The organism is Pseudomonas sp. TE36184 (assembly GCF_054060055.1).
Genome location: NZ_JBSSCU010000001.1, coordinates 5,430,118 through 5,448,370, shown reverse-complemented (window position 1 = coordinate 5,448,370; position 18,253 = coordinate 5,430,118). Strand labels below are relative to the sequence as shown.

The 18,253-nt window shown below is 62.5% G+C and carries 20 protein-coding genes; 10 read left to right on the top strand and 10 right to left on the bottom strand.

Annotated features, from left to right (window positions below):
• The first annotated feature begins 10 nt into the window (after positions 1-10).
• Both ACVWZP_RS24610 and ACVWZP_RS24605 read left to right on the top strand, forming a co-directional pair.
• Positions 11-931: a histone deacetylase family protein gene (locus ACVWZP_RS24610; RefSeq protein WP_457370207.1), complete on the top strand. Its 921-nt coding sequence runs from the start codon at positions 11-13 to the stop codon at positions 929-931.
• A 171-nt stretch (positions 932-1,102) separates the two neighbouring features.
• Positions 1,103-2,329 (top strand): TIGR03862 family flavoprotein, encoded by a 1,227-nt coding sequence (locus ACVWZP_RS24605; RefSeq protein ID WP_457370206.1) that lies wholly within the window; start codon positions 1,103-1,105, stop codon positions 2,327-2,329.
• Positions 2,330-2,467: 138 nt separating this feature from the next.
• Here the strand turns inward: ACVWZP_RS24605 and ACVWZP_RS24600 are convergent, their stop codons facing one another.
• On the bottom strand, positions 2,468-3,802 hold the full coding sequence (locus ACVWZP_RS24600) for a DEAD/DEAH box helicase (protein ID WP_457370205.1): 1,335 nt from the start codon (positions 3,800-3,802) through the stop codon (positions 2,468-2,470).
• Positions 3,803-3,862: 60 nt separating this feature from the next.
• A complete protein-coding gene (gene yedA, locus ACVWZP_RS24595; RefSeq protein ID WP_057005123.1) occupies positions 3,863-4,759 on the bottom strand; it encodes a drug/metabolite exporter YedA in 897 nt (298 codons plus the stop codon).
• Positions 4,760-4,919: 160 nt separating this feature from the next.
• Here yedA and ACVWZP_RS24590 point away from each other — a divergent pair, with 160 nt between their 5' ends.
• The gene (locus tag ACVWZP_RS24590) at positions 4,920-5,381 is read left to right on the top strand and encodes an Lrp/AsnC family transcriptional regulator (RefSeq protein ID WP_046381959.1); all 462 of its coding nucleotides are present in this window, start codon (positions 4,920-4,922) and stop codon (positions 5,379-5,381) included.
• Between the two features lie 116 nt (positions 5,382-5,497).
• Here the strand turns inward: ACVWZP_RS24590 and ACVWZP_RS24585 are convergent, their stop codons facing one another.
• Together ACVWZP_RS24585 and ACVWZP_RS24580 are read right to left on the bottom strand one after the other, a co-directional pair.
• Complete coding sequence (locus ACVWZP_RS24585; protein ID WP_017848306.1) at positions 5,498-5,770, bottom strand: acyl carrier protein; 273 nt, start codon at positions 5,768-5,770, stop codon at positions 5,498-5,500.
• A complete protein-coding gene (locus tag ACVWZP_RS24580; RefSeq protein WP_046381958.1) occupies positions 5,760-6,326 on the bottom strand; it encodes a hypothetical protein in 567 nt (188 codons plus the stop codon). Before ACVWZP_RS24580 ends, ACVWZP_RS24585 begins: the two co-directional genes overlap by 11 nt.
• A 494-nt stretch (positions 6,327-6,820) precedes the next feature.
• On the opposite strand from ACVWZP_RS24580, the gene ACVWZP_RS24575 reads away from it, so the two are divergent.
• Complete coding sequence (locus ACVWZP_RS24575) at positions 6,821-7,117, top strand: DUF6124 family protein (protein WP_017848305.1); 297 nt, start codon at positions 6,821-6,823, stop codon at positions 7,115-7,117.
• Positions 7,118-7,241: 124 nt separating this feature from the next.
• On the opposite strand, the gene ACVWZP_RS24570 is transcribed toward ACVWZP_RS24575, so the two are convergent.
• The 3 genes from ACVWZP_RS24570 to ACVWZP_RS24560 form a co-directional block, all read right to left on the bottom strand.
• Complete coding sequence (locus ACVWZP_RS24570) at positions 7,242-7,853, bottom strand: 3'-5' exonuclease (RefSeq protein ID WP_017848307.1); 612 nt, start codon at positions 7,851-7,853, stop codon at positions 7,242-7,244.
• A 46-nt stretch (positions 7,854-7,899) separates the two neighbouring features.
• Complete coding sequence (locus tag ACVWZP_RS24565; protein ID WP_017848308.1) at positions 7,900-8,376, bottom strand: LabA-like NYN domain-containing protein; 477 nt, start codon at positions 8,374-8,376, stop codon at positions 7,900-7,902.
• Between the two features lie 128 nt (positions 8,377-8,504).
• Entirely contained in the window at positions 8,505-9,269 is a 765-nt protein-coding gene (locus tag ACVWZP_RS24560; protein WP_017848309.1) for a DUF2076 domain-containing protein, read from the bottom strand.
• A gap of 181 nt (positions 9,270-9,450) precedes the next feature.
• Here ACVWZP_RS24560 and ACVWZP_RS24555 point away from each other — a divergent pair, with 181 nt between their 5' ends.
• Positions 9,451-10,110, top strand: a complete 660-nt coding sequence (locus ACVWZP_RS24555; protein WP_046381956.1) for a YciC family protein — start codon at positions 9,451-9,453, stop codon at positions 10,108-10,110.
• A gap of 40 nt (positions 10,111-10,150) precedes the next feature.
• Positions 10,151-11,239, top strand: coding sequence for an endonuclease/exonuclease/phosphatase family protein (locus ACVWZP_RS24550; RefSeq protein ID WP_457370204.1), 1,089 nt, complete (start codon positions 10,151-10,153; stop codon positions 11,237-11,239).
• Between the two features lie 32 nt (positions 11,240-11,271).
• On the opposite strand, the gene hrpB is transcribed toward ACVWZP_RS24550, so the two are convergent.
• A complete protein-coding gene (hrpB, locus tag ACVWZP_RS24545; protein ID WP_108525533.1) occupies positions 11,272-13,779 on the bottom strand; it encodes an ATP-dependent helicase HrpB in 2,508 nt (835 codons plus the stop codon).
• A gap of 183 nt (positions 13,780-13,962) precedes the next feature.
• On the opposite strand from hrpB, the gene ACVWZP_RS24540 reads away from it, so the two are divergent.
• Positions 13,963-14,382, top strand: a complete 420-nt coding sequence (locus tag ACVWZP_RS24540; protein WP_017848313.1) for a hypothetical protein — start codon at positions 13,963-13,965, stop codon at positions 14,380-14,382.
• A 15-nt stretch (positions 14,383-14,397) separates the two neighbouring features.
• Entirely contained in the window at positions 14,398-15,291 is an 894-nt protein-coding gene (locus ACVWZP_RS24535; protein WP_017848314.1) for a cation diffusion facilitator family transporter, read from the top strand.
• Here the strand turns inward: ACVWZP_RS24535 and ACVWZP_RS24530 are convergent.
• Positions 15,288-16,349 (bottom strand): DUF6515 family protein, encoded by a 1,062-nt coding sequence (locus ACVWZP_RS24530; RefSeq protein WP_108525535.1) that lies wholly within the window; start codon positions 16,347-16,349, stop codon positions 15,288-15,290. The genes ACVWZP_RS24535 and ACVWZP_RS24530 overlap by 4 nt on opposite strands.
• A gap of 415 nt (positions 16,350-16,764) precedes the next feature.
• Here ACVWZP_RS24530 and ACVWZP_RS24525 point away from each other — a divergent pair, with 415 nt between their 5' ends.
• Entirely contained in the window at positions 16,765-17,244 is a 480-nt protein-coding gene (locus tag ACVWZP_RS24525; protein ID WP_003194418.1) for an Lrp/AsnC family transcriptional regulator, read from the top strand.
• A 165-nt stretch (positions 17,245-17,409) separates the two neighbouring features.
• Positions 17,410-17,619, top strand: a complete 210-nt coding sequence (locus ACVWZP_RS24520; RefSeq protein WP_026140189.1) for a DUF2788 domain-containing protein — start codon at positions 17,410-17,412, stop codon at positions 17,617-17,619.
• Here ACVWZP_RS24520 and ACVWZP_RS24515 read toward each other — a convergent pair.
• Positions 17,614-18,249: a pseudouridine synthase gene (locus tag ACVWZP_RS24515; RefSeq protein WP_104904386.1), complete on the bottom strand. Its 636-nt coding sequence runs from the start codon at positions 18,247-18,249 to the stop codon at positions 17,614-17,616. The two genes, ACVWZP_RS24520 and ACVWZP_RS24515, sit on opposite strands and share 6 nt — an antisense overlap.
• Between the last annotated feature and the right edge of the window lie 4 nt (positions 18,250-18,253).

Here is an 18,253-nt window from a genome sequence, read left to right as displayed (position 1 = left end):
AGAAAATCCCATGCCTTTGCCATTGATCTACCACGATGATTACAGCCCCGAGTTCCCGGCGGACCACCGCTTCCCGATGGACAAGTTCCGCCTGTTGCGTGACCACTTGGTGTCCACCGGGCTGACCCAGGACAGCCAATTACTGCGCCCACCGCTGTGCCCGGCGGACATTCTGGCCCTGGCCCATGAACCTGGGTATATCGAACGCTACATGAGCGGCGAGTTGTCCCGCGAAGACCAACGGCGCCTCGGCCTGCCCTGGAGCGAAGCCCTGGCGCGGCGTACCGTGCGCGCGGTGGGCGGTTCGATCCTGGCGGCGGAGCAGGCGCTGGAGCACGGCCTGGCCTGCCACCTGGCGGGCGGCACCCATCACGCCCACTACGATTACCCGGCGGGCTTTTGCATCTTCAATGACCTGGCCGTGATCAGCCATTACCTGCTGGCCAGCGGCCGGGTCAACCGCGTGCTGATCTTCGACTGCGACGTCCACCAGGGCGACGGCACCGCGCGCATCCTCCACGACACGCCGGACGCGATCACCGTGTCGCTGCACTGCGAAAAGAACTTCCCGGCGCGCAAGGCCCAGAGCGACTGGGACATCCCGCTGCCCATGGGCATGGGCGACGCCGATTATCTCAAGGTGGTGGACGACGCGCTCAACTACCTGCTGCCGCTGTACCAGCCGGACCTGGTGCTGTACGACGCGGGCGTCGACGTGCATAAGGACGACGCCCTCGGCTACCTCAAGCTGACGGACGAAGGCGTCGCCGCCCGCGATGAGAGCGTGATGCGCCATTGCCTGGGCCGCGACATTCCGGTGATGGGCGTGATCGGCGGCGGCTACAGCAAAGACCGTGTGGCCTTGGCCCGCCGCCACGGCATCCTGCACCACAGCGCGCAACGGGTGTGGACGTCATCATGTTGTCATTGAAATATGGGCGTTACCCACAATGCCTGTGGAACGGCCTGTGGATAACTTGAGCGTAAACGTCTGAAAGCCAGTAACCGCATAGGCTGTAGGAAGCTGTACGTTTTTTGATCAGGAACTTGCGCCGTCCTCGGGTAGAATGCTCGGCCTATTCACGCGACCGTAGCCCTGCCCATGCCTCAGACCCCTGCCCAACACGTCACCATTATCGGCGGCGGCCCTGCCGGCCTGATGGCCGCTGAAATCCTGAGCCAGGCGAGCCTGCGGGTGGACGTGTACGACGGCATGCCCTCGGTGGGGCGCAAGTTCCTGCTGGCCGGCGTGGGCGGGATGAACATCACCCATTCCGAGGCTTACCCGGCGTTCCTGTCACGCTACGCCGAACGTGCGCCGCAGATGGCGCCGTTGCTGCGTGCGTTCGGTGCGCAAGCACTGTGCGAATGGATTCATGGCCTGGGCATCGACACCTTTGTCGGCACCTCCGGCCGGGTGTTTCCCACAGACATGAAAGCCGCCCCGCTGTTGCGTGCCTGGCTCAAGCGCCTGCGCGACCACGGCGTGGTTATCCACACCCGCCATCGCTGGCTGGGCTGGAGCGCGGACGGCGGTTTACTTATCCACAGCCCGGACGGCGAAAAAACCATCCACAGCGACGCCGTGCTGCTCGCCCTTGGCGGCGGCAGTTGGTCGCGCCTGGGCTCCGACGGCACCTGGCTCAAGCGGCTGGAAGCTAAAGGCGTGCCCTGCGCGCCGTTACAGCCGAGTAATTGTGGCTTCGAGGTGTCGGCCTGGAGCGAACTGATGGTCAGCAAATTCGCTGGCGCACCGTTGAAAAACGTCGCTATCGGCCTGGGAGATGACAAACCGCGCCTCGGCGAATGCGTGATCACCGCCAGCGGTATCGAGGGCAGCCTGATCTATGCGCTGTCGGCACCGATTCGTGAGGCGATAAATCGCAATGGCGCCGCCACGGTGCATATCGACCTGCTGCCGAGCAAGCCGCTGGACAAGGTCCTGGCCGCCTTGGCCAAGCCGCGTGGGTCGCGTTCGATGAGCAAGCATCTGCACAGTCAGTTGGGGTTGGATGGGGTCAAGGCGGCGTTGTTGCGTGAGCTGGCACCCGCCGAACACTTCAACGACCCGGCGCAATTGGCTGTGGCTATCAAAGCATTGCCCCTGAGCCTGGTGAAAACCCGGCCGATGGATGAAGCGATCAGTACGGCGGGCGGTGTGCCGTTTGAGGCGCTGGATGAGCGGTTGATGCTCAAGCAATTACCAGGGGTGTTTTGTGCGGGGGAGATGCTGGACTGGGAGGCGCCGACCGGCGGGTATCTGCTGACGGGGTGTTTTGCCAGTGGCAGAGCGGCCGGGCGGGGGATGTTGGAGTGGCTTAAGCGTTGAGATCTGCGGTGAATTCAAAGCCGTCATCGGGGGCAAGCCCCCTCCCACAGTTTTGATCTGTGAATACATTCAAAATGTGGGAGGGGCGGTGCGACGATTCGACTTGCCCTCGATGAGGCCATCAGCAGCGCCGCAAAATCACTTCCTCTTACGCGGCCCAGTATTGAACACCGGCACCTTGCGCACCGGCTTGATCGACGGCTCGGCAGGCGCGACCTCGCCACTGTCCACCCACTTGCCCAGGTTGCGCTTGCCGCCACCACCGGAAGCCTTGGGCTTCTTCGGCTTTTTCGGTTTCTTCACCACCTGCCCACTGGCATCGGTGTCCGGCACGCGGTGTTCCGGCTCGAAATCCTGTTCCATATGCCGGGTCAAGGTCTGACGGGTCAGCATCTCGATGGCCGACAGCATGTTCACTTCATCGGCGCACACCAGGGAAATCGCTTCGCCGGTGTTGCCCGCGCGGCCGGTGCGGCCGATACGGTGGATGTAGTCTTCAGCCACAATCGGCAGGTCGAAGTTGACCACCAGCGGCAGGTCTTCGATATCCAGGCCACGGGCCGCCACGTCGGTGGCCACCAGGATCTGCACGTCGCTCGACTTGAAGCGGTCCAGCGCACGTTGACGGGTCGCCTGCGGCTTGTCGCCGTGGATGCCATCAGCATTGATGCCCAGGCCCTGCAGCTTATCCACCAACGCGTCCACGCCGTTACGGGTCTTGGCGAACACCAGCACCTGCTTCCAGCGGCCCTTGCGCATCAGGTGGACAAACAGCTCCGGCTTGCGCTTCTTGTCCACCGGCACCACCCATTGCTTGACGGTATTGGCGGCGACGTTGCGCGGGCTGACTTCGATGCTCAGCGGGTCGTTGAGCATTTGCCCGGCGAGCGTGCGGATTTCATCGGAGAAGGTCGCGGAGAACAGCAGGGTCTGGCGCTTTTTCGGCAGCATGCGGTAAATATTCGCCAGCTCCTCGGAGAAGCCCAGGTCGAGCATGCGGTCGGCTTCGTCGAGCACCAGGGTTTGCAGCTGATTGAGTTTCAGCGCGTTCTGGCGAAACAGGTCGATCAGGCGGCCAGGCGTGGCGACCAACACGTCGACGCCTTTGCGCAGCTTCATCATCTGCGGGTTGATGCTCACGCCGCCGTACACCGCGTAGGTGGTGAGTGGCAGGTGCTGGGCATACTCAGCAACGCTGGCGTGAACCTGCTCGGCCAGCTCGCGGGTCGGGCACAAAATCAGCGCACGCGCCGAGTTGGCGGCGACTTTCGGCCCTTCCATGGTCAGCAGTTGCAGGAGCGGCACGGCGAAAGCGGCGGTCTTGCCGGTGCCGGTCTGGGCAGCGGCCATCAGGTCGCGGCCGGCCAGCACCGCCGGAATGGCTTGCGCCTGCACCGGCGTCGGGGTCTGGTAGCCGAGCGTCTCAAGGGCGCGCTGCAAGGGTTCGATCAGGCCAAGGGTGGCGAAAGTCATGTGGTTACCGTAGGGGAAATTCAGCGCCTAAGCGGGTAAAAAGGCGTTATGCGCGGCAGTTTACCTTATTTTCGGCCCAGGCTTTCGCCACTGGGGCAGGCTGATCAACAGCACGGCGCTGATGATCACCAACATGGCCAGTGCCTCTTCGATGCCGATGGACTCGCCGACAAACACGATCCCCAACAACACCGCCACCGCTGGGTTCACATAGGCATAGCTGGTCGCGGCAGCCGGACGCACGTGCTTGAGCAGGTACATATACGCGTTGAAGGCGATGATCGAACCGAACACCGTCAGGTAGGCCAGGGCCAGCCAGCCCTCCAGCGGCGGCATGGCTTGCAGGTGCTCACCGGACACCGCGCTGCCGAGCAACAGGGCCGCACCGGCCACCAGCATCTCCGCCGCACTGGCCATCGCGCCCTGGGGCAGCGGCAGTTGCCGGCTCCACACCGAACCGAACGCCCACGAAGCGGCGGCGAACAGCAGTAAAGCCGCGCCGATCGGGCTCGATTGCAAGGTGCTGCCCATGTTGAGCATGGCAATGCCGATAATGCCCAGGATCACCCCCGCCCACTCCAGACGGGTATTACGCGCGCCCCAGAAATAACCGCACAGCAAGGTGAACAGCGGCACGGTCGCCACGGCCAGCGCAGCGACACCGGACGACACCCCCGCGTGCTCCGCCAACGTGACGCCGCCATTACCGAAAGTGAGCAGCAAAATCCCGATCATCCCGGCAGACTTCCATTGCACCCACGTCGGCGCCGGCACTCCACGCCAGCGCAAAAACGCGTACATCAGCGCCCCCGCCGTACAGAACCGAATCCCCGCCAGCAACAGCGGTGGCCAGTACTCCACACCGATCCGGATCACCAGGTAGGTAGACCCCCAAATCACATACAGCGCAAAAAAGGCGGCGATCAACGGTAAGGGAAAGCGACGTGGGCCAGGCATTGGGCAGCTCTGCGGCAGAAAAAGAGAGGCTTATTCTAAAAAGACAGGTGCATAAACATAAGTTACAAAACCTGTTTAAACCGCCCATACACTTTTCAAAGCATGGTTATGAGGGCTATAAACCATGCTTTCGAAAGCCACCTGACGCTGGAGCCTTTTCATGGACAAATACGACCGCATGCTCCTCAGCGCCCTGCTCGAAGACGGCCGCGCGTCCTACGCGCAACTCGCGCGCACGGTCAACCTCTCCGCCCCCGCCGTGGCCGAGCGCGTGGCCAAGCTGGAAGCCAGCGGCGTGATCACCGGCTACCAGGCCAAGGTGGACCTGTCCAAAGTGGGTTTGCCGATCCAGTGCGTGATCGAACTGCGCCTGACCAACCATGGCAGCCAGAAGGTGTACGACGCCCTGGCCGAAATCCCCGAACTGACCGAATGCCACCGGGTCACGGGCGATCCGTGCGTGATCATGCAAGCGGCGGTAGGCACCATGCCGGAGCTGGAGAGTTTGATTAATCGGATAGCGAAGTTCGGGTTCAGCAAGACCTCGATCATTTTGTCGAGCGCGATAGAGCGGCGGGTGCCGTTGGGGCAGTTGGAGGGGAATGGGAAAAGTGGTGGCTGATCCAGCGCCATCGGGGGCAAGTCGAATCGTCGCACCGCCCTTCCCACAGTTTGCATGTATTCACACATCAAAATGTGGGAGGGGCGGTGCGACGATTCGACTTGCCCCCGATGGCGTCAGAGGCCGCACTGCAGATTTGAACGCTGAACGATCAAGTCGACAATTTGCTCAAGGGTGGTGATGTGATCCCAATCTGCCTGCGTCGCGCGCAGTTTGAATTGCCACTTGATCTGCATGACAAAGCAAGTCAAATCGTCATCGATGATCTTGAAGTCATGGATGAAATCCGTTTGTTCCGTCACCTGGCTGCGGTCGATGAAGCCGATGATATCGACGAACAGTTGAATGACCTTTTCGCTGATCTCGGCTCGGGTCAGATTACTTTCCATTTCTTGCCTCGTAGGCACACTTACCAATGCTGATTAGATCAAAGACAGCCAACCCCGCAGCCACGAAGGGAATGCCTCGCCCGATAATGCCAAATACCCTGACAGTTCCAAATGTTGCTTTCGCCATTCTGGCCACGGTTGGCTGCCTGATCAATGTACGAGGGAAGAAGCGCATTCCGATGAGGCTAGCCAGGTTCGTCGTTTTGCTGGAGCCGACTTGAACCCAAGTGCCCACGGCAATTTTGCTTATCGGTATGCCCGCCGCACCAGTGAGAACCGTTGCAGCCGTCAAGCCGTAGTGTTGCTTTGTACACTTCCAGAGTTCGTCAAAAGTAGTGCTCGGCACCGAGGATTCCGCATGAATGGGCTTGAGTAACTGATAACTGGCGCCATGGGTCCAGCCTGGCGAATTAGGCAAAGCCATGACTGCCGGGCAGCTTGTCATTGTGTTTCCCATATGAAACGCCATGCTTGAAGTTGAGCCGAAATCGATGCCCTTGCTTTCGAGCTCAAACTTGCTTCGCATGATTGCTGTATGAAGATCGCTTTCCTGCATGCCGTAGTCCCTGTACGTAAATGACAGGCGGATAGTAAGTTTCAGCAAAGGGCGATTGGTGGTTGGCGGGAAAAACCAGAAAGGTCCGACGAAGCAGTAGCGCTTAGCCTACTGACGTTTCAGAAGACCGCTAAAAGCCTCCACAAAGAACTGATGTTTTAGTGGCAAGCAAGACCAATCCCTTTCATTTGCGGGACGTTTCCTAGAGAATTCCACGGCCTTGCGCCCCTCGGATCAGGTAGCTAGTCTCGCCTCGTCATCGAATCATCGATGATCGGACGTGCAAGTCCGGTTCGCAAAGGTGCACTAGCGCCCTACATCTCAACGCCTGGTTTTTAGTGGTCGGCGTTTATCTGTTATGGCGGCTGTGCGCTGGAGACCTTCGGGGTCTGCCGGGTTTCCTTTGCCCCGGTCTTGCACACCTGCGTACAGCTGCCACCCTCATTCGCGTGCAAGCGAACGGTGACGGCCTCTTACTTCAGAGGAATTACACCATGGTCAAAGTCACCCCCGATCCACCAGACTTCTTGAGCGAAGACGCCCTGCTCAACCGCCGCGCCATCGACTACTACCTCAAAGCGTCCGCCCCGGATGCGCCCACCTTCATCCTGAATGACAACCTGAGCCTCGAAGATGCCCTCGCCCATGCGGCGGACTTGCTGCATTGCGCGGTGAAAACTGCGCACTTGCCGGGTGAGGCGATGAACGCGCAGCAACGGGCGGTGATGCATTTGGTGGAAATGGCGAAGGGAGTGGTGGATCGGGCGCTGGAGTGTGTGCAACCTCGTTGAACCACACATAACGAATGTGGGAGGGGGCTTGCCCCCGATTGCGGTGGGTCAGCTACACATAAGCTGACTGATCCACTGCTATCGGGGGCAAGCCCCCTCCCACATTTTGAACGGCGTTGTTCTATCAGAACCCGCGATGCTTCTTCAAATGCTCATTGATCTTCGCCGCCGGGACTTTCTGCAAGGTACACAGCAGGTCGTGGGACAGCTCGCGCAAGCCATGGGTTCGCCGCAGTTGCTCGGCCAGGTGCGCCGTCAGGTTAGCCGCCATCTCCGCATCGGCCATGGCCCGGTGAGCCTGGCCGGTGTGGGGCAGTTGGGCGTAGCTGTTGAGGGTGCCGAGTTTGTGGTTGGGTGCAGCAGGCATGAGGCGGCGGGCCAATAGCAGCGAGCAGGCGAATTTTTGCAGGCGGGTGCGGCGGATCAGGCCCAGTTCGAAGTCCCAGAACTTCTGGTCGAACGCGGCGTTGTGCGCCAGCAGCGGTGTGGTGCCGACGAACTCGTTGACTTCGTTCATCACCCGCTCGGCCGGCGGCGCGCTGCGCAGCATGGCGTTGCTGATGCCGGTGAGCTGTTCGATAAAGCCCGGCACGCGCACGCCGGCGTTCATCAGGCTCTGGTAGCGGTCCACGATCTGGCCACGTTCGAGGATGACCACCGCGATTTCCGTGGCCCGGCAGTGGCTGCTCGGGGTGATGCCGGTGGTTTCAAAGTCGATGACCGCTATACGTTCCAAACCTGTTCCAACTCCGTCTAAGCATTTATCTATTGAACCGCAGCGCTTATTTGAGCAGCAACGCGCCTTCGATCGGCACGTAGCGGCTGGCGGCGCGTATCAGTGAGTTGGCCGTCAGCCCCGGCACGCCGTAGGCCACGGCTTCGACACCATGCTTGTGGATGATGCGGTCGAGCAGCATGTCGAAATCACCGTCGCCGGAAGCCAACACCACTTCGTCGACGTTAGCGGCGGCGTCCATGATGTCGATGGTGATACCCACGTCCCAGTCGCCCTTGGCCGAGCCGTCGCTGCGCTGGATGTAGGGTTTGAGCTTCACGGTAAAGCCCAGGTTGCGCAGGATCTGCTGGAATTGCTGCTGCTTGCTGTCACCACGGTCGATGGCATAGGCATACGCCTCGACGATCTGCCCGCGCGAGCTGATGTCAGCCCACAAGGCGGCGTAGTTGAAATGGCAGCCATACGCCTGGCGCACGGTGTAGTAGAGGTTTTGTACATCGGCGAACACTGCAATTTTCTTCACCGCACTTCCCCATGACTGCCGCTTGGACCCCGGACGCGAAGGTCCGCAAAGGTTGCCAGTATGCCAGCCACGGGAAAGTTTCCGGGAAAAATCAGCCCGGGGCGGCAAAGCGCCCCGGCCTGGATGCGTCAGACGAAGGAATCGTCGTCGTCGAAGGAGGACGAGTTGTCGGAATAATCACTGTCCGCGAAGCTGTCGGAATTGTTGCTGCCCCAGTTGTCATTGCCAGCAAACTTCTGGTCATCGTTGCCCCAGTTGCTGTTGTCACTGGCAGGCGCGGGCACTTCACGGATGATTTCTTCCACCACTTGCGGCTGTTGCGAGTTGTGGTTGAACAGGCTGCTGATACCTTCCGCCAGCATCACACCACCGGCCACACCCGCTGCGGTTTTCAGGGCGCCACCGAGAAAGCCACTGCCGATGGGGGCGGCGGCGGGTTGTTGCGGCTGTTGGTAATTCTGCTGTGGGGCAGCGTAGTTTTGTTGCGGCGCAGGCTGTCCGAAAGACGGCCGAGCCGGTTCACGCCAACCGCCGCCGGATGAGGCCGGAGCGCTCTGTGGCGGTTGCGCGTCACGGGAACCGCCGCCGAAAATGCTCGACAGAAAGCCACCGCTGCTCGGCGCCGGTTGTGCCGCCTGGGACTTGGCCCGCTGCAACTCGTCCTGCAATTGCTGGATCTGTTGCGCCTGCTGCTTGTTCTGCGCGTCGAGGTTCTTGAGCGCGTGTTCCTGCACCAGGATCGACTGGGTCATGTAGTACCCGGCCGCCGGTTGGCGCGTCATATGCTCCTTGATCCGCGCTTCGGCCTGCGCGTCGCGGGGGGCTGAGTCCGTTTCGGCCTGTTGCAGCCGTGAAAACAGTCCATCGATCAGGGTTTGCTCTTCGCTGTTCATGGCGACCTCGTTAGATTGCCGGTAAAAATCATGGTCCGGCCTGTGATCAGGCTCGGTCCTGCTAGTTATGGGGGTGTTACCAGTTGTTTCAATGGTCTTTACTCAAGGTTTACGTTTGCTTGCTCACGGCACCTATCGGTTAAAGTGTGCCCCTGCTTTTTTTCGGCCTGTGATGACTCTGATGAATCCGTTAGATGTGCTGCGCGACTCCCTCCGTTTCACCCAGCGCAACCTGGGCGCCATCGTCCAGCTGTGCCTGCCGCTGGTGATCCTCGAAGCCCTGCTGCAACAGGTGCTCGACCACACGCTCGGCCCGGATGCCTTCCCCGGCTACAGCGTGGTGGTGGGGTTGCTGGTGTATCCGCTGTACACCGGGGCGCTGATCCTGTTTCTCGACGCCCGCACCCGTGGCGAATCGCCGCGCACCAAGGATGTGTGGGCCATGGCCCTGACGCTGTGGCCGCGCTTCGCCCTGCTGACGGCGATGAGCACCCTGCTGATACTGCTCGGGCTGTCGCTGTATTTCCTGCCGGGCCTGTGGCTGATGGTGGTGCTGGCGTTCGCCGAGTACCTGCTGGTGCTGCGCGGCATGCCTGCACTGGCGGCGATGAAGGAAAGTTTGCGCCTGACCCGCGGGCATTTCTGGCGAATCCTGGTGTGCCTGCTGTGCGTAATGACGCCACTGTGGCTGCTCAAAGGCGCCAGCATGGCGGCGTATCCCGAGCCCGCGCCGTTGCTGGGCGTGCTGATCGACAGCGCGCACAGCTTCCTGCAGCTGTTTACCAGTGTGGTGCTGTTCCGTTTATTTATGCTGATCGGTGGCGACGCCGACGTGCGGTGATATGCTCCGTGTCACCCCTGACACGCTATAAGCCGAGCCGATGACCCGTTTATTGCGCATCACCTTGCTGGGCCTGCTGATCATCGCGGGCCTGCTGACGGCCCTGATCTACAGCCTGACCTGGCGCCCCGCCGACAAGCAAACCCTGCCCGTGAGCTGCATCGCGCCCCGTGCGCCGACCCTGTTGCCCGGGCAGGCGCTCAAGGTGATGACCTGGAACGTGCAGTACCTGGCCGGCAAGAACTACGTGTTCTGGTACGACACCGCCGACGGCAGCGGCCCGGACGACCGCCCCACCGTCGAAGACATGGCCTTCAGCCTCGACGAAGTGGCCCGGGTGATTCGCGACGAACAGCCCGACATCCTGCTGTTGCAGGAACTCGACGAAGGCGCCAAGCCGTCCCACTACCAGGATCAGGTGGCGCTGCTGCAAGAGCGGCTCGTCGATCTCTACCCCTGCAGCGCCCAGGCCTTCGACTGGAAAGCCGACTTTATCCCCAACCTGCATATTTTCGGCAGCGTCGGCCGCAAGCTGGTGACCCTGAGCCGCTACCAGATCGAACACGCCGAACGCCTGCAACTGCCCGTACCGCCCGCGGATTTCATCAGCGGTCAGTTCCAACCCAAACCGGCGTTGCTGCTGACCTATCTGCCCTTGAGCGACGGCGGCCAACTGGCGGTACTCAACACTCGCCTGGAGGGCGACGCACCCGGGCGCAGTGCGGTGCAAGCACAAGTCCAGGCCACGGTGAAACTGCTGGATAAGTTCGAAAGCCGCGGTACGCCGTGGTTGATCGGCGGGGATTTCAATTTACTGCCGCTGGGGCAATTCCTGCGCCTGGATGCCGGTAAACGCGGGCAGTATTCACCGGACAGCGAACTGCATCTGCTGTGGGACAAATACCCGATGATCCCGAGCAACAGCGAATCCAGCGGGATTGATCGTGAGCAGTGGCTGACGCACTTTCCGAATGACCCGAGCCTGGACGGGCCGGATCGCACCGTCGATTACCTGTTTTACAGCTCGCGGATCAAGCGTGTAGAAGCCAAGGTGCGCCAGGCGGATACGTTGCGCATTTCCAACCATCTGCCAGTCATCGCCCGCTTCCTGCTGCCCGCCGCGCAATAACCGCCCCTCCCACATTTGAGTCGCGGTCACGCTTACTTGCGGGGTTTGATTCGGGCGGTGGCCTCGGCCACCAACGGGTCATCCGGCCAGTAATGTTTGGGATAGCGCCCTTTCAGATCTTTCTTCACCTCGGCGTAGGTACTGCGCCAGAAGTTCGCCAGATCCTGGGTCACCTGCACCGGCCGTCGCGCCGGGGACAGCAGGTGCAACTTGACCACCTGGCGCCCGCCGGCAATGCGCGGTGTATCCGCCAGGCCGAACAATTCCTGCAGGCGCACCGCCAGAATCGGCGGATGCTCGCTGTAGTCCAAGCGCACCGACGAACCCGACGGCACTTTCAAATGGTGCGGTGCCAGTTCGTCCAGGCGTTGGGGCAACGGCCAGGGCAACAGGTTGTGCAGGTAGCTGGAAATATCCAGGTTGGCGAAATGACTGAGGCGCGAGACCTTGCCCAGGTAAGGCATCAGCCAGTGCTCCAGGCTGGCGAGCAAGGCGCTGTCGCTGACGTCGGGCCATTCGCTGGTGGTGCCGGTGTCCAGCTGGCGCAGCAACATCACGCGAGCCTGCCATTGGCGCAGTTCCGGCGTCCAGGGCAACAGCTCCAGGCCTTTGCGCCGAACCAGGTTGACCAGCGCCTGGCTGCGAGCGTTTTCGTCGAGGCCGCTGAGGGGTTCGCGGCTGAGCACCAGTTCGCCGACTTTGCGCTGGCGCTCGGCGCGCAGCACGCCTTCGCGCTCGTCCCAATCCAATTGGTCGACGGTGCGTACTTGTTCGGCGAGGACCGTGTCGAACAGCGCCGGATCAAAATCCGCCGCCAGGTAGATGCGTTCTTCGCGCTGGCCCTGGCGGCTGCCCAGGTCGGCAATCACCAGCCAGGCTTGTTTCATCAGGCTATCGGCCTCGGCGAACAAGGCGGCGCGGCCATTGGCCAGGCGGTATTCGGCGCCGCCGGGGCGGCGTTGTTGGGCCACGCGGTCGGGATACGCCAACGCCAGCAGCGCGCCGAGCCAACGCGGGTGATCGGGGTCGGCCACCGGCCTGGTCGCCTGGCCGCGCAAATAGCCGCGATATTGCCGGGCCAACTGCTTGGCGCGCTGAACACCACCCTGAGTGCCCCGCGCGCGTTCTTCACCGGACAATAACGCCAGGCGACTGTGCAGATCCGCGCCGCCCCCGCGCAGGATGTCGCGCTCGCCCAGCAGCGCGGCGACATCACACGCAGTGGCCGCCAGCCCCAGATCCTGCCCGCGCAGCAGCAGATGGGCGATGCGCGGATGGGCCGGCAGCTCGGCCATCTTCTGGCCGTGGGCGGTCAGTTTGTCGTCATTCAAGGCGCCGAGGCGTTGCAGCAGGTCCTGAGCCTGGGCATACGCGGCAGCGGGCGGCATGTCGAGCCACACCAACTGCGCGGGCGCAACGCCCCAACGCGCCAGTTGCAAGGCCAGCCCGGCGAGGTCGGCGGCGAGGATTTCCGCGCTGCCATAGGCGGCCAGGCCTTCGTGCTGGTCCTCGGACCACAAGCGATAGCACACGCCCGGTTCCAGGCGCCCGGCCCGGCCGGCACGCTGGGTGGCGCTGGCGCGGGAGATGCGCTGGGTGTCGAGGCGGGTCATGCCGCTGCCGGGGTCGAAACGCGGCACACGCGCCAACCCGGCGTCGATCACCACGCGCACGCCATCGATGGTCAGGCTGGTCTCGGCGATGTTGGTGGCCAGCACCACTTTGCGCTTGCCAGCGGGCGCCGGGTCGATGGCGGCACGCTGGGCGTTCAGGTCGAGTTCGCCATGCAGCGGGCAGAGCAGCACATCGCGGCGATCACCGAGCGCGTCCGCCAGTTGCTGGTTGACCCGGCGGATCTCCGCCTGGCCGGGCAGGAACACCAGCACGCTGCCGGTTTCGTCATGCAAAGCGTCGAGGATGGTCTGCACCAGGCGCGGCTCGATGAATTCACCGGCCTGGTACGGCCGCCCCCAGCGCATCTGCACCGGGAACATACGCCCTTCGCTGCGCAGGATCGGCGCGTTGTCCAACAGCGCGGCCAGGCGCTCGCCTTCGAGGGTGGCGGACATCAGCAGGATTTTCAGCGGCTGCTCGTCGCGAAACAGGTCGCGGCCATTCAGGCTCAGGGCCAGCGCCAGGTCGGCGTCGAGGCTGCGTTCGTGGAATTCGTCGAAGATCAGCAGGCCCACGCCGTCCAGCGCCGGGTCGTCCTGCAGGCGGCGGGTGAGGATGCCTTCGGTGACCACTTCGATGCGCGTGTTGGGCCCCACTTTACTGTCGAGGCGGATGCGATAGCCGACGGTTTCACCGACCTTTTCCCCCAGCTCGCTGGCCAGGCGCTCGGCGGCGGCGCGCGCGGCCAGGCGTCGGGGTTCGAGCATCAGGATGGTCTGCCCGGCCAGCCAAGGCTCATTCAACAAGGCCAAGGGTACGCGGGTGGTTTTACCGGCGCCGGGCGGTGCTTCCAGCACGGCTTCATGGCGATTCGCCAAGGCGTCACGCAGGGCGGGTAAAACATCATCGATCGGCAACGAATTCATACTGGCTCCAAAGCAGAGCGGCGAGTATAACGGCGAACTGTCGGATACCGGTGGTGGTCTCCCGTAGGCGCGAGCCTGCTCGCGAAAAATCACAGAGCACCACGCACATTCAGGCAGCACGCGGTATCGTTAACGTCTTTCGCGAGCAAGCTCGCTCCTACAGTGACTGACAGGAGATTTTCCATGCGTATCGCTTCCCGTGTCATCGGCGGTGTCCTCGCCGTCACTCTGCTGAGCCAACTGACGGCCTGCGGTTCGATTTTCTATCCCGACCGCCGCGGCCAGATCGACGGCAAGATCGACCCGACGATTGCCGTGCTCGATGCCGTGGGCCTGCTGTTCTACGTGATCCCTGGCCTGATCGCCTTCGGCGTCGACTTCGCCACCGGCGCGATCTACTTCGAACCGGGCAAGACCGCACAAGTCGCCCCGGAGAAACTGCAGCAAGCCATCGGTGCCGACGGCAAGGTCGACACCGCCAAGCTGCAGACCATCATCCAGCAGGAAACCGGTCGCACGCTGCCGCTGGACGACCCGCGCATGATCCAGTTCAAGGGCAGCGTGCAACAACTGGCGGCCCTCGGCTTACAACCGTCCGCCTAAGGATCTGACCCGCTTATGACCAGCAGTCCCGAACACGCCCGGCTCTTGCGCCTGGCCACGCGCGCCTCGGTGGGCGTCGCCTCTGTGCTGATTGTGACCAAGGCCATCGCCTGGTGGCTCAGCGGCTCGGTGAGCATGCTCGCCGGGTTGACCGATTCGCTACTCGATGGCGTGACCTCGCTGCTCAATCTGCTGGCGGTGCATTACGCCCTGCGCCCGGCCGATGACGATCACCGTTACGGGCATGGCAAGGCCGAGTCGCTGGCCGGGATGGCGCAGGCGCTGTTTATCGCCGGCAGTGCGGTGCTGATTGCGTTGCAGGCATTCGAACGGATCAAGCATCCCGAGCCGGTGGGCGCGCCGTGGCTGAGCATTGGCGTGATTATCTTGTCCCTGGCGCTGACCGTGGCCCTGCTGGTCCTGCAACACCACGTGGTGCGGGAAACCGGCTCAAGCGCCGTGCGCGCCGACTCGCTGCACTACCGCTCGGACCTGCTGCTCAATGGCAGTATCCTGATTGCGCTGATCCTGGCCGGTTTCGGCTTCCATCAGATCGACGCCTGGTTTGGCCTGGGCATCGCGGCCTACATTCTGTGGAGCGCGATCCAGATCGCCCGGGAAAGCTTTGCCGTGCTGATGGACGAAGAACTGCCGCCGGACGTCAGCCAGCACATGCTGGAATTGGCGCGTGGTGTACCCGGCGTGCTGGGCGCACACGACTTGCGCACGCGGATTTCCGGCAACCACTGGTTTGTGCAGTTGCACCTGGAATTGCCGGGGGAATTGACGTTGTCTGTCGCCCACGGCATCAGCGACCAGGCCGCCGATGCCATTCACAAAGCCTACCCGCGGGCCGAAGTGCTGGTACACGCCGACCCGTTGGATGTGGTGAGTGGCGCCCAGGCCTAGTACTGCACCTGATAGCCGCGACTGCTCAGGCAGTTGCCCTGGGCCTGGCGGTAGGCTTGCACCACTGCCGGGGCCGGAGCGTAGGTGACCGCTTGCGGGTCAAAGCCACTTTGCTGCACGGCCCAGCGATAACAGTCGTAACCATCCTGCTGCACCTGCGCCGGTGACTGGCCGTTGGCGGGATAGGCCACCACGTCATAACCGTTACCCTGGGGCGCTGGCTGCGGTGCCGGTACGGCGGTCGGCGGTTCCACCACCACGTACTGCTGGGTACTGTTTTCGTAGGTGTAATAGGCACCCGCCGCGAGGAAAAACAGCGCACCGCCCACCCACACTTCGCGCGCGTAGTCCGGCAAGTAATGCACGCGGATGCCATACGGCGGCGCCACCACTACATAGCGCGGGCCTTGCGGGCGATACCAGTAGCCGCCGGAGAAGAAATAATCCTGGCCACGGTAAGGCACGCGGTAATTACGCTCGGGAAAACGATCCACCATATACCCTGGGCGATACTGCGGACCGGGGCCCCAGCCGTTGCCGTGCCCATCGGGGCGACCTGGCCAGCGATTATCACCGGGACGCTCATTGTGGTAACCGCCGTCGTTGCCTGGACGTGAACCGGGGCCACCGGCCTCCCAATGTTGATTGCCGTCGTTGCGGCGCGGGATATCGCGGTAGTAACCCTCACGCGGTTCCTGGGTCTGGCGCACCGTATCGGGCCGCCCCTGGATCGGCAGGCTGTTCGACGGTTGTGGCTGCGGTGCCGGGCGACCCGGCTCATTGCCCTGGGGCCGGCCTTGCCCCTGACCGCCGCCGTTCGGGCCGCCGCGATCAAAATGCGGGTTCTCCGGGCGTGGCTGATTGTTCTCAGGCCGAGGCGGCGCGATCTGCGGGCGCGGCTGATTATTCTCGGGCCGCCCGCCACCTTCAGGGCCGCGTTCATGCTGCCCGCCGCCCTGCGGCCGCTCGGGTGAATTATCGCGCTCGTCCGCTGTTACCTGCGCGCTGACGCTGACCACCAACAAACCAACACCTGCCATTCGCCAGATGCGCTTCATGCTCTTCCTCACTGCGGTTTAGGGCTTATCAATGAGACTGGAAAAGCCTCGCCCGGTTCTGGAACAGGTTATCAGTCACGAGAACTATTTTCTTAAGGCAAAAAGAAAGGGGCAGCCCGTCGGCCGCCCCTTGAGAACTTCGTCCTGGCTCAACGCTTATGACGTTGGCTCACCTCACGCCGTCTTGTGGACAGTGTGCAGCCTGGAGGCCGGCTCAACCCTGCTGGGGTGGCGGCCGCAGCGGGCCTGATTGGGCGAGCTGCAGTGGACTATGTCCAGGCGGTGATTCTGTTGGTAATCATAGGCGCAGCACCCCGGCAGATGATTGCGAAGATTGCGTCAATAAACAGTGCTTGCGCAATTTTTAACCCTTAAGGGATAATTCACCGCAATAGTTACGACAAAGGCCAGCCCCATGAGCAAACTTGACCGATACGACCTGAGTATTTTGGCGGAATTGCAGCGCGACGCGAGGATCTCCAACCAGGAGTTGGCCGAGCGTATCGGGCTGTCGCCGTCGCCCTGCTCGCGCCGGGTCAAGCAATTGGAGGACGACGGCTACATCGCCCGCCAGGTCGCGCTGCTCGACCGCAAGATGCTCGGCCTGAGCCTCACCGCCTACGTGCTGATCGGCATGGACCGCCACACCCCCGAGCGCTTCGAGAACTTCGAAGCCGCCATCCGCACCCTGCCGCAGGTGCTGGAATGCAGCCTGGTGACCGGAATGGATGCCGACTATCAGTTGAAAGTGGTGGTGCCCGACATGGATCACTACCAGAAGCTGCTGCTGGGCCACCTCACTCGGATCGAAGGCGTGACCAGCGTGCGCTCGAGCTTTGTGCTGAACCAAGTATTGAACAGCACCGAGCTGCCGCTGACCCACCTGCGTACTTGAGATCGGTGACGGTCAAAGGTGGGACGGGGCTTGCTCCCTCCCACATTCAGCCTGTGTTTCAACCGTGAAGTCTGCCTGCGACGCACCGACGCAGGTCAATGCCCAGCCCGAGCACTGCCGTATACTTGCCGCCTGCCCTGTCGGAAAAATTACCGAATGAACTCGATTGACCCCGCACTATTCGAAGAATGGATGATGACCGGCCTGGTCACGATTCTGATCATTTTCATGGGCTTCATCGTCTGGGACCTGGCGAAAAAATCCAAGGCCGGGCGTTTTGGCTCGTTCATTCTGTTTTTCGTGCTGGGCCTGGGCGTGGCCGCGTTCGTCATCAAGAGCGTGGTGATCGGCCTGATCGAGTCCGGCGCCTTATAAGCGCGCCGGTACGGCCTTCCATTGGCCCTGCTCCAGGCCGTCGATGGACCAATCGCCAATCCGCACGCGCACCAGGCGCAAGGTGGGCAACCCCACCGCCGCGGTCATGCGCCGCACCTGGCGGTTTCGCCCCTCACGAATCACCAACTCCAGCCAGTGGGTCGGCACGCTTTTGCGAAAACGCACCGGCGGGTTGCGTGGCCATAACTCAGGCTCGTCCAGTTGCCGGGCTTCGGCGGGCAAGGTCATGCCGTCGTTGAGCTCCACCCCGTCGCGCAGGCGTTGCAGTTGTTCTTCGGTGGGTTCGCCTTCCACCTGCACCCAGTAGGTTTTCGCCAGCTTGTGCTTGGGGTCGGCAATCCGCGCCTGCAATTGACCGTCGTTGGTCAACAGCAGCAGGCCTTCGCTGTCACGGTCCAGGCGGCCCGCCGGGTAGATGCCGGGGATGTCGATAAAATCCTTGAGGGTCGCCCGCCCGCCTTCGTCGCTGAACTGGGTCAGCACGTCGAACGGTTTATTGAACAGGATCAGCTTCGGCTCGGCCGGTGGCGCCTTGGCGACGCGACGGGTTGCGGAATACGGGGCTTTCACGCCAGGGCGACGCGAATCGGGACGGCTGGGACGGGACATGGCG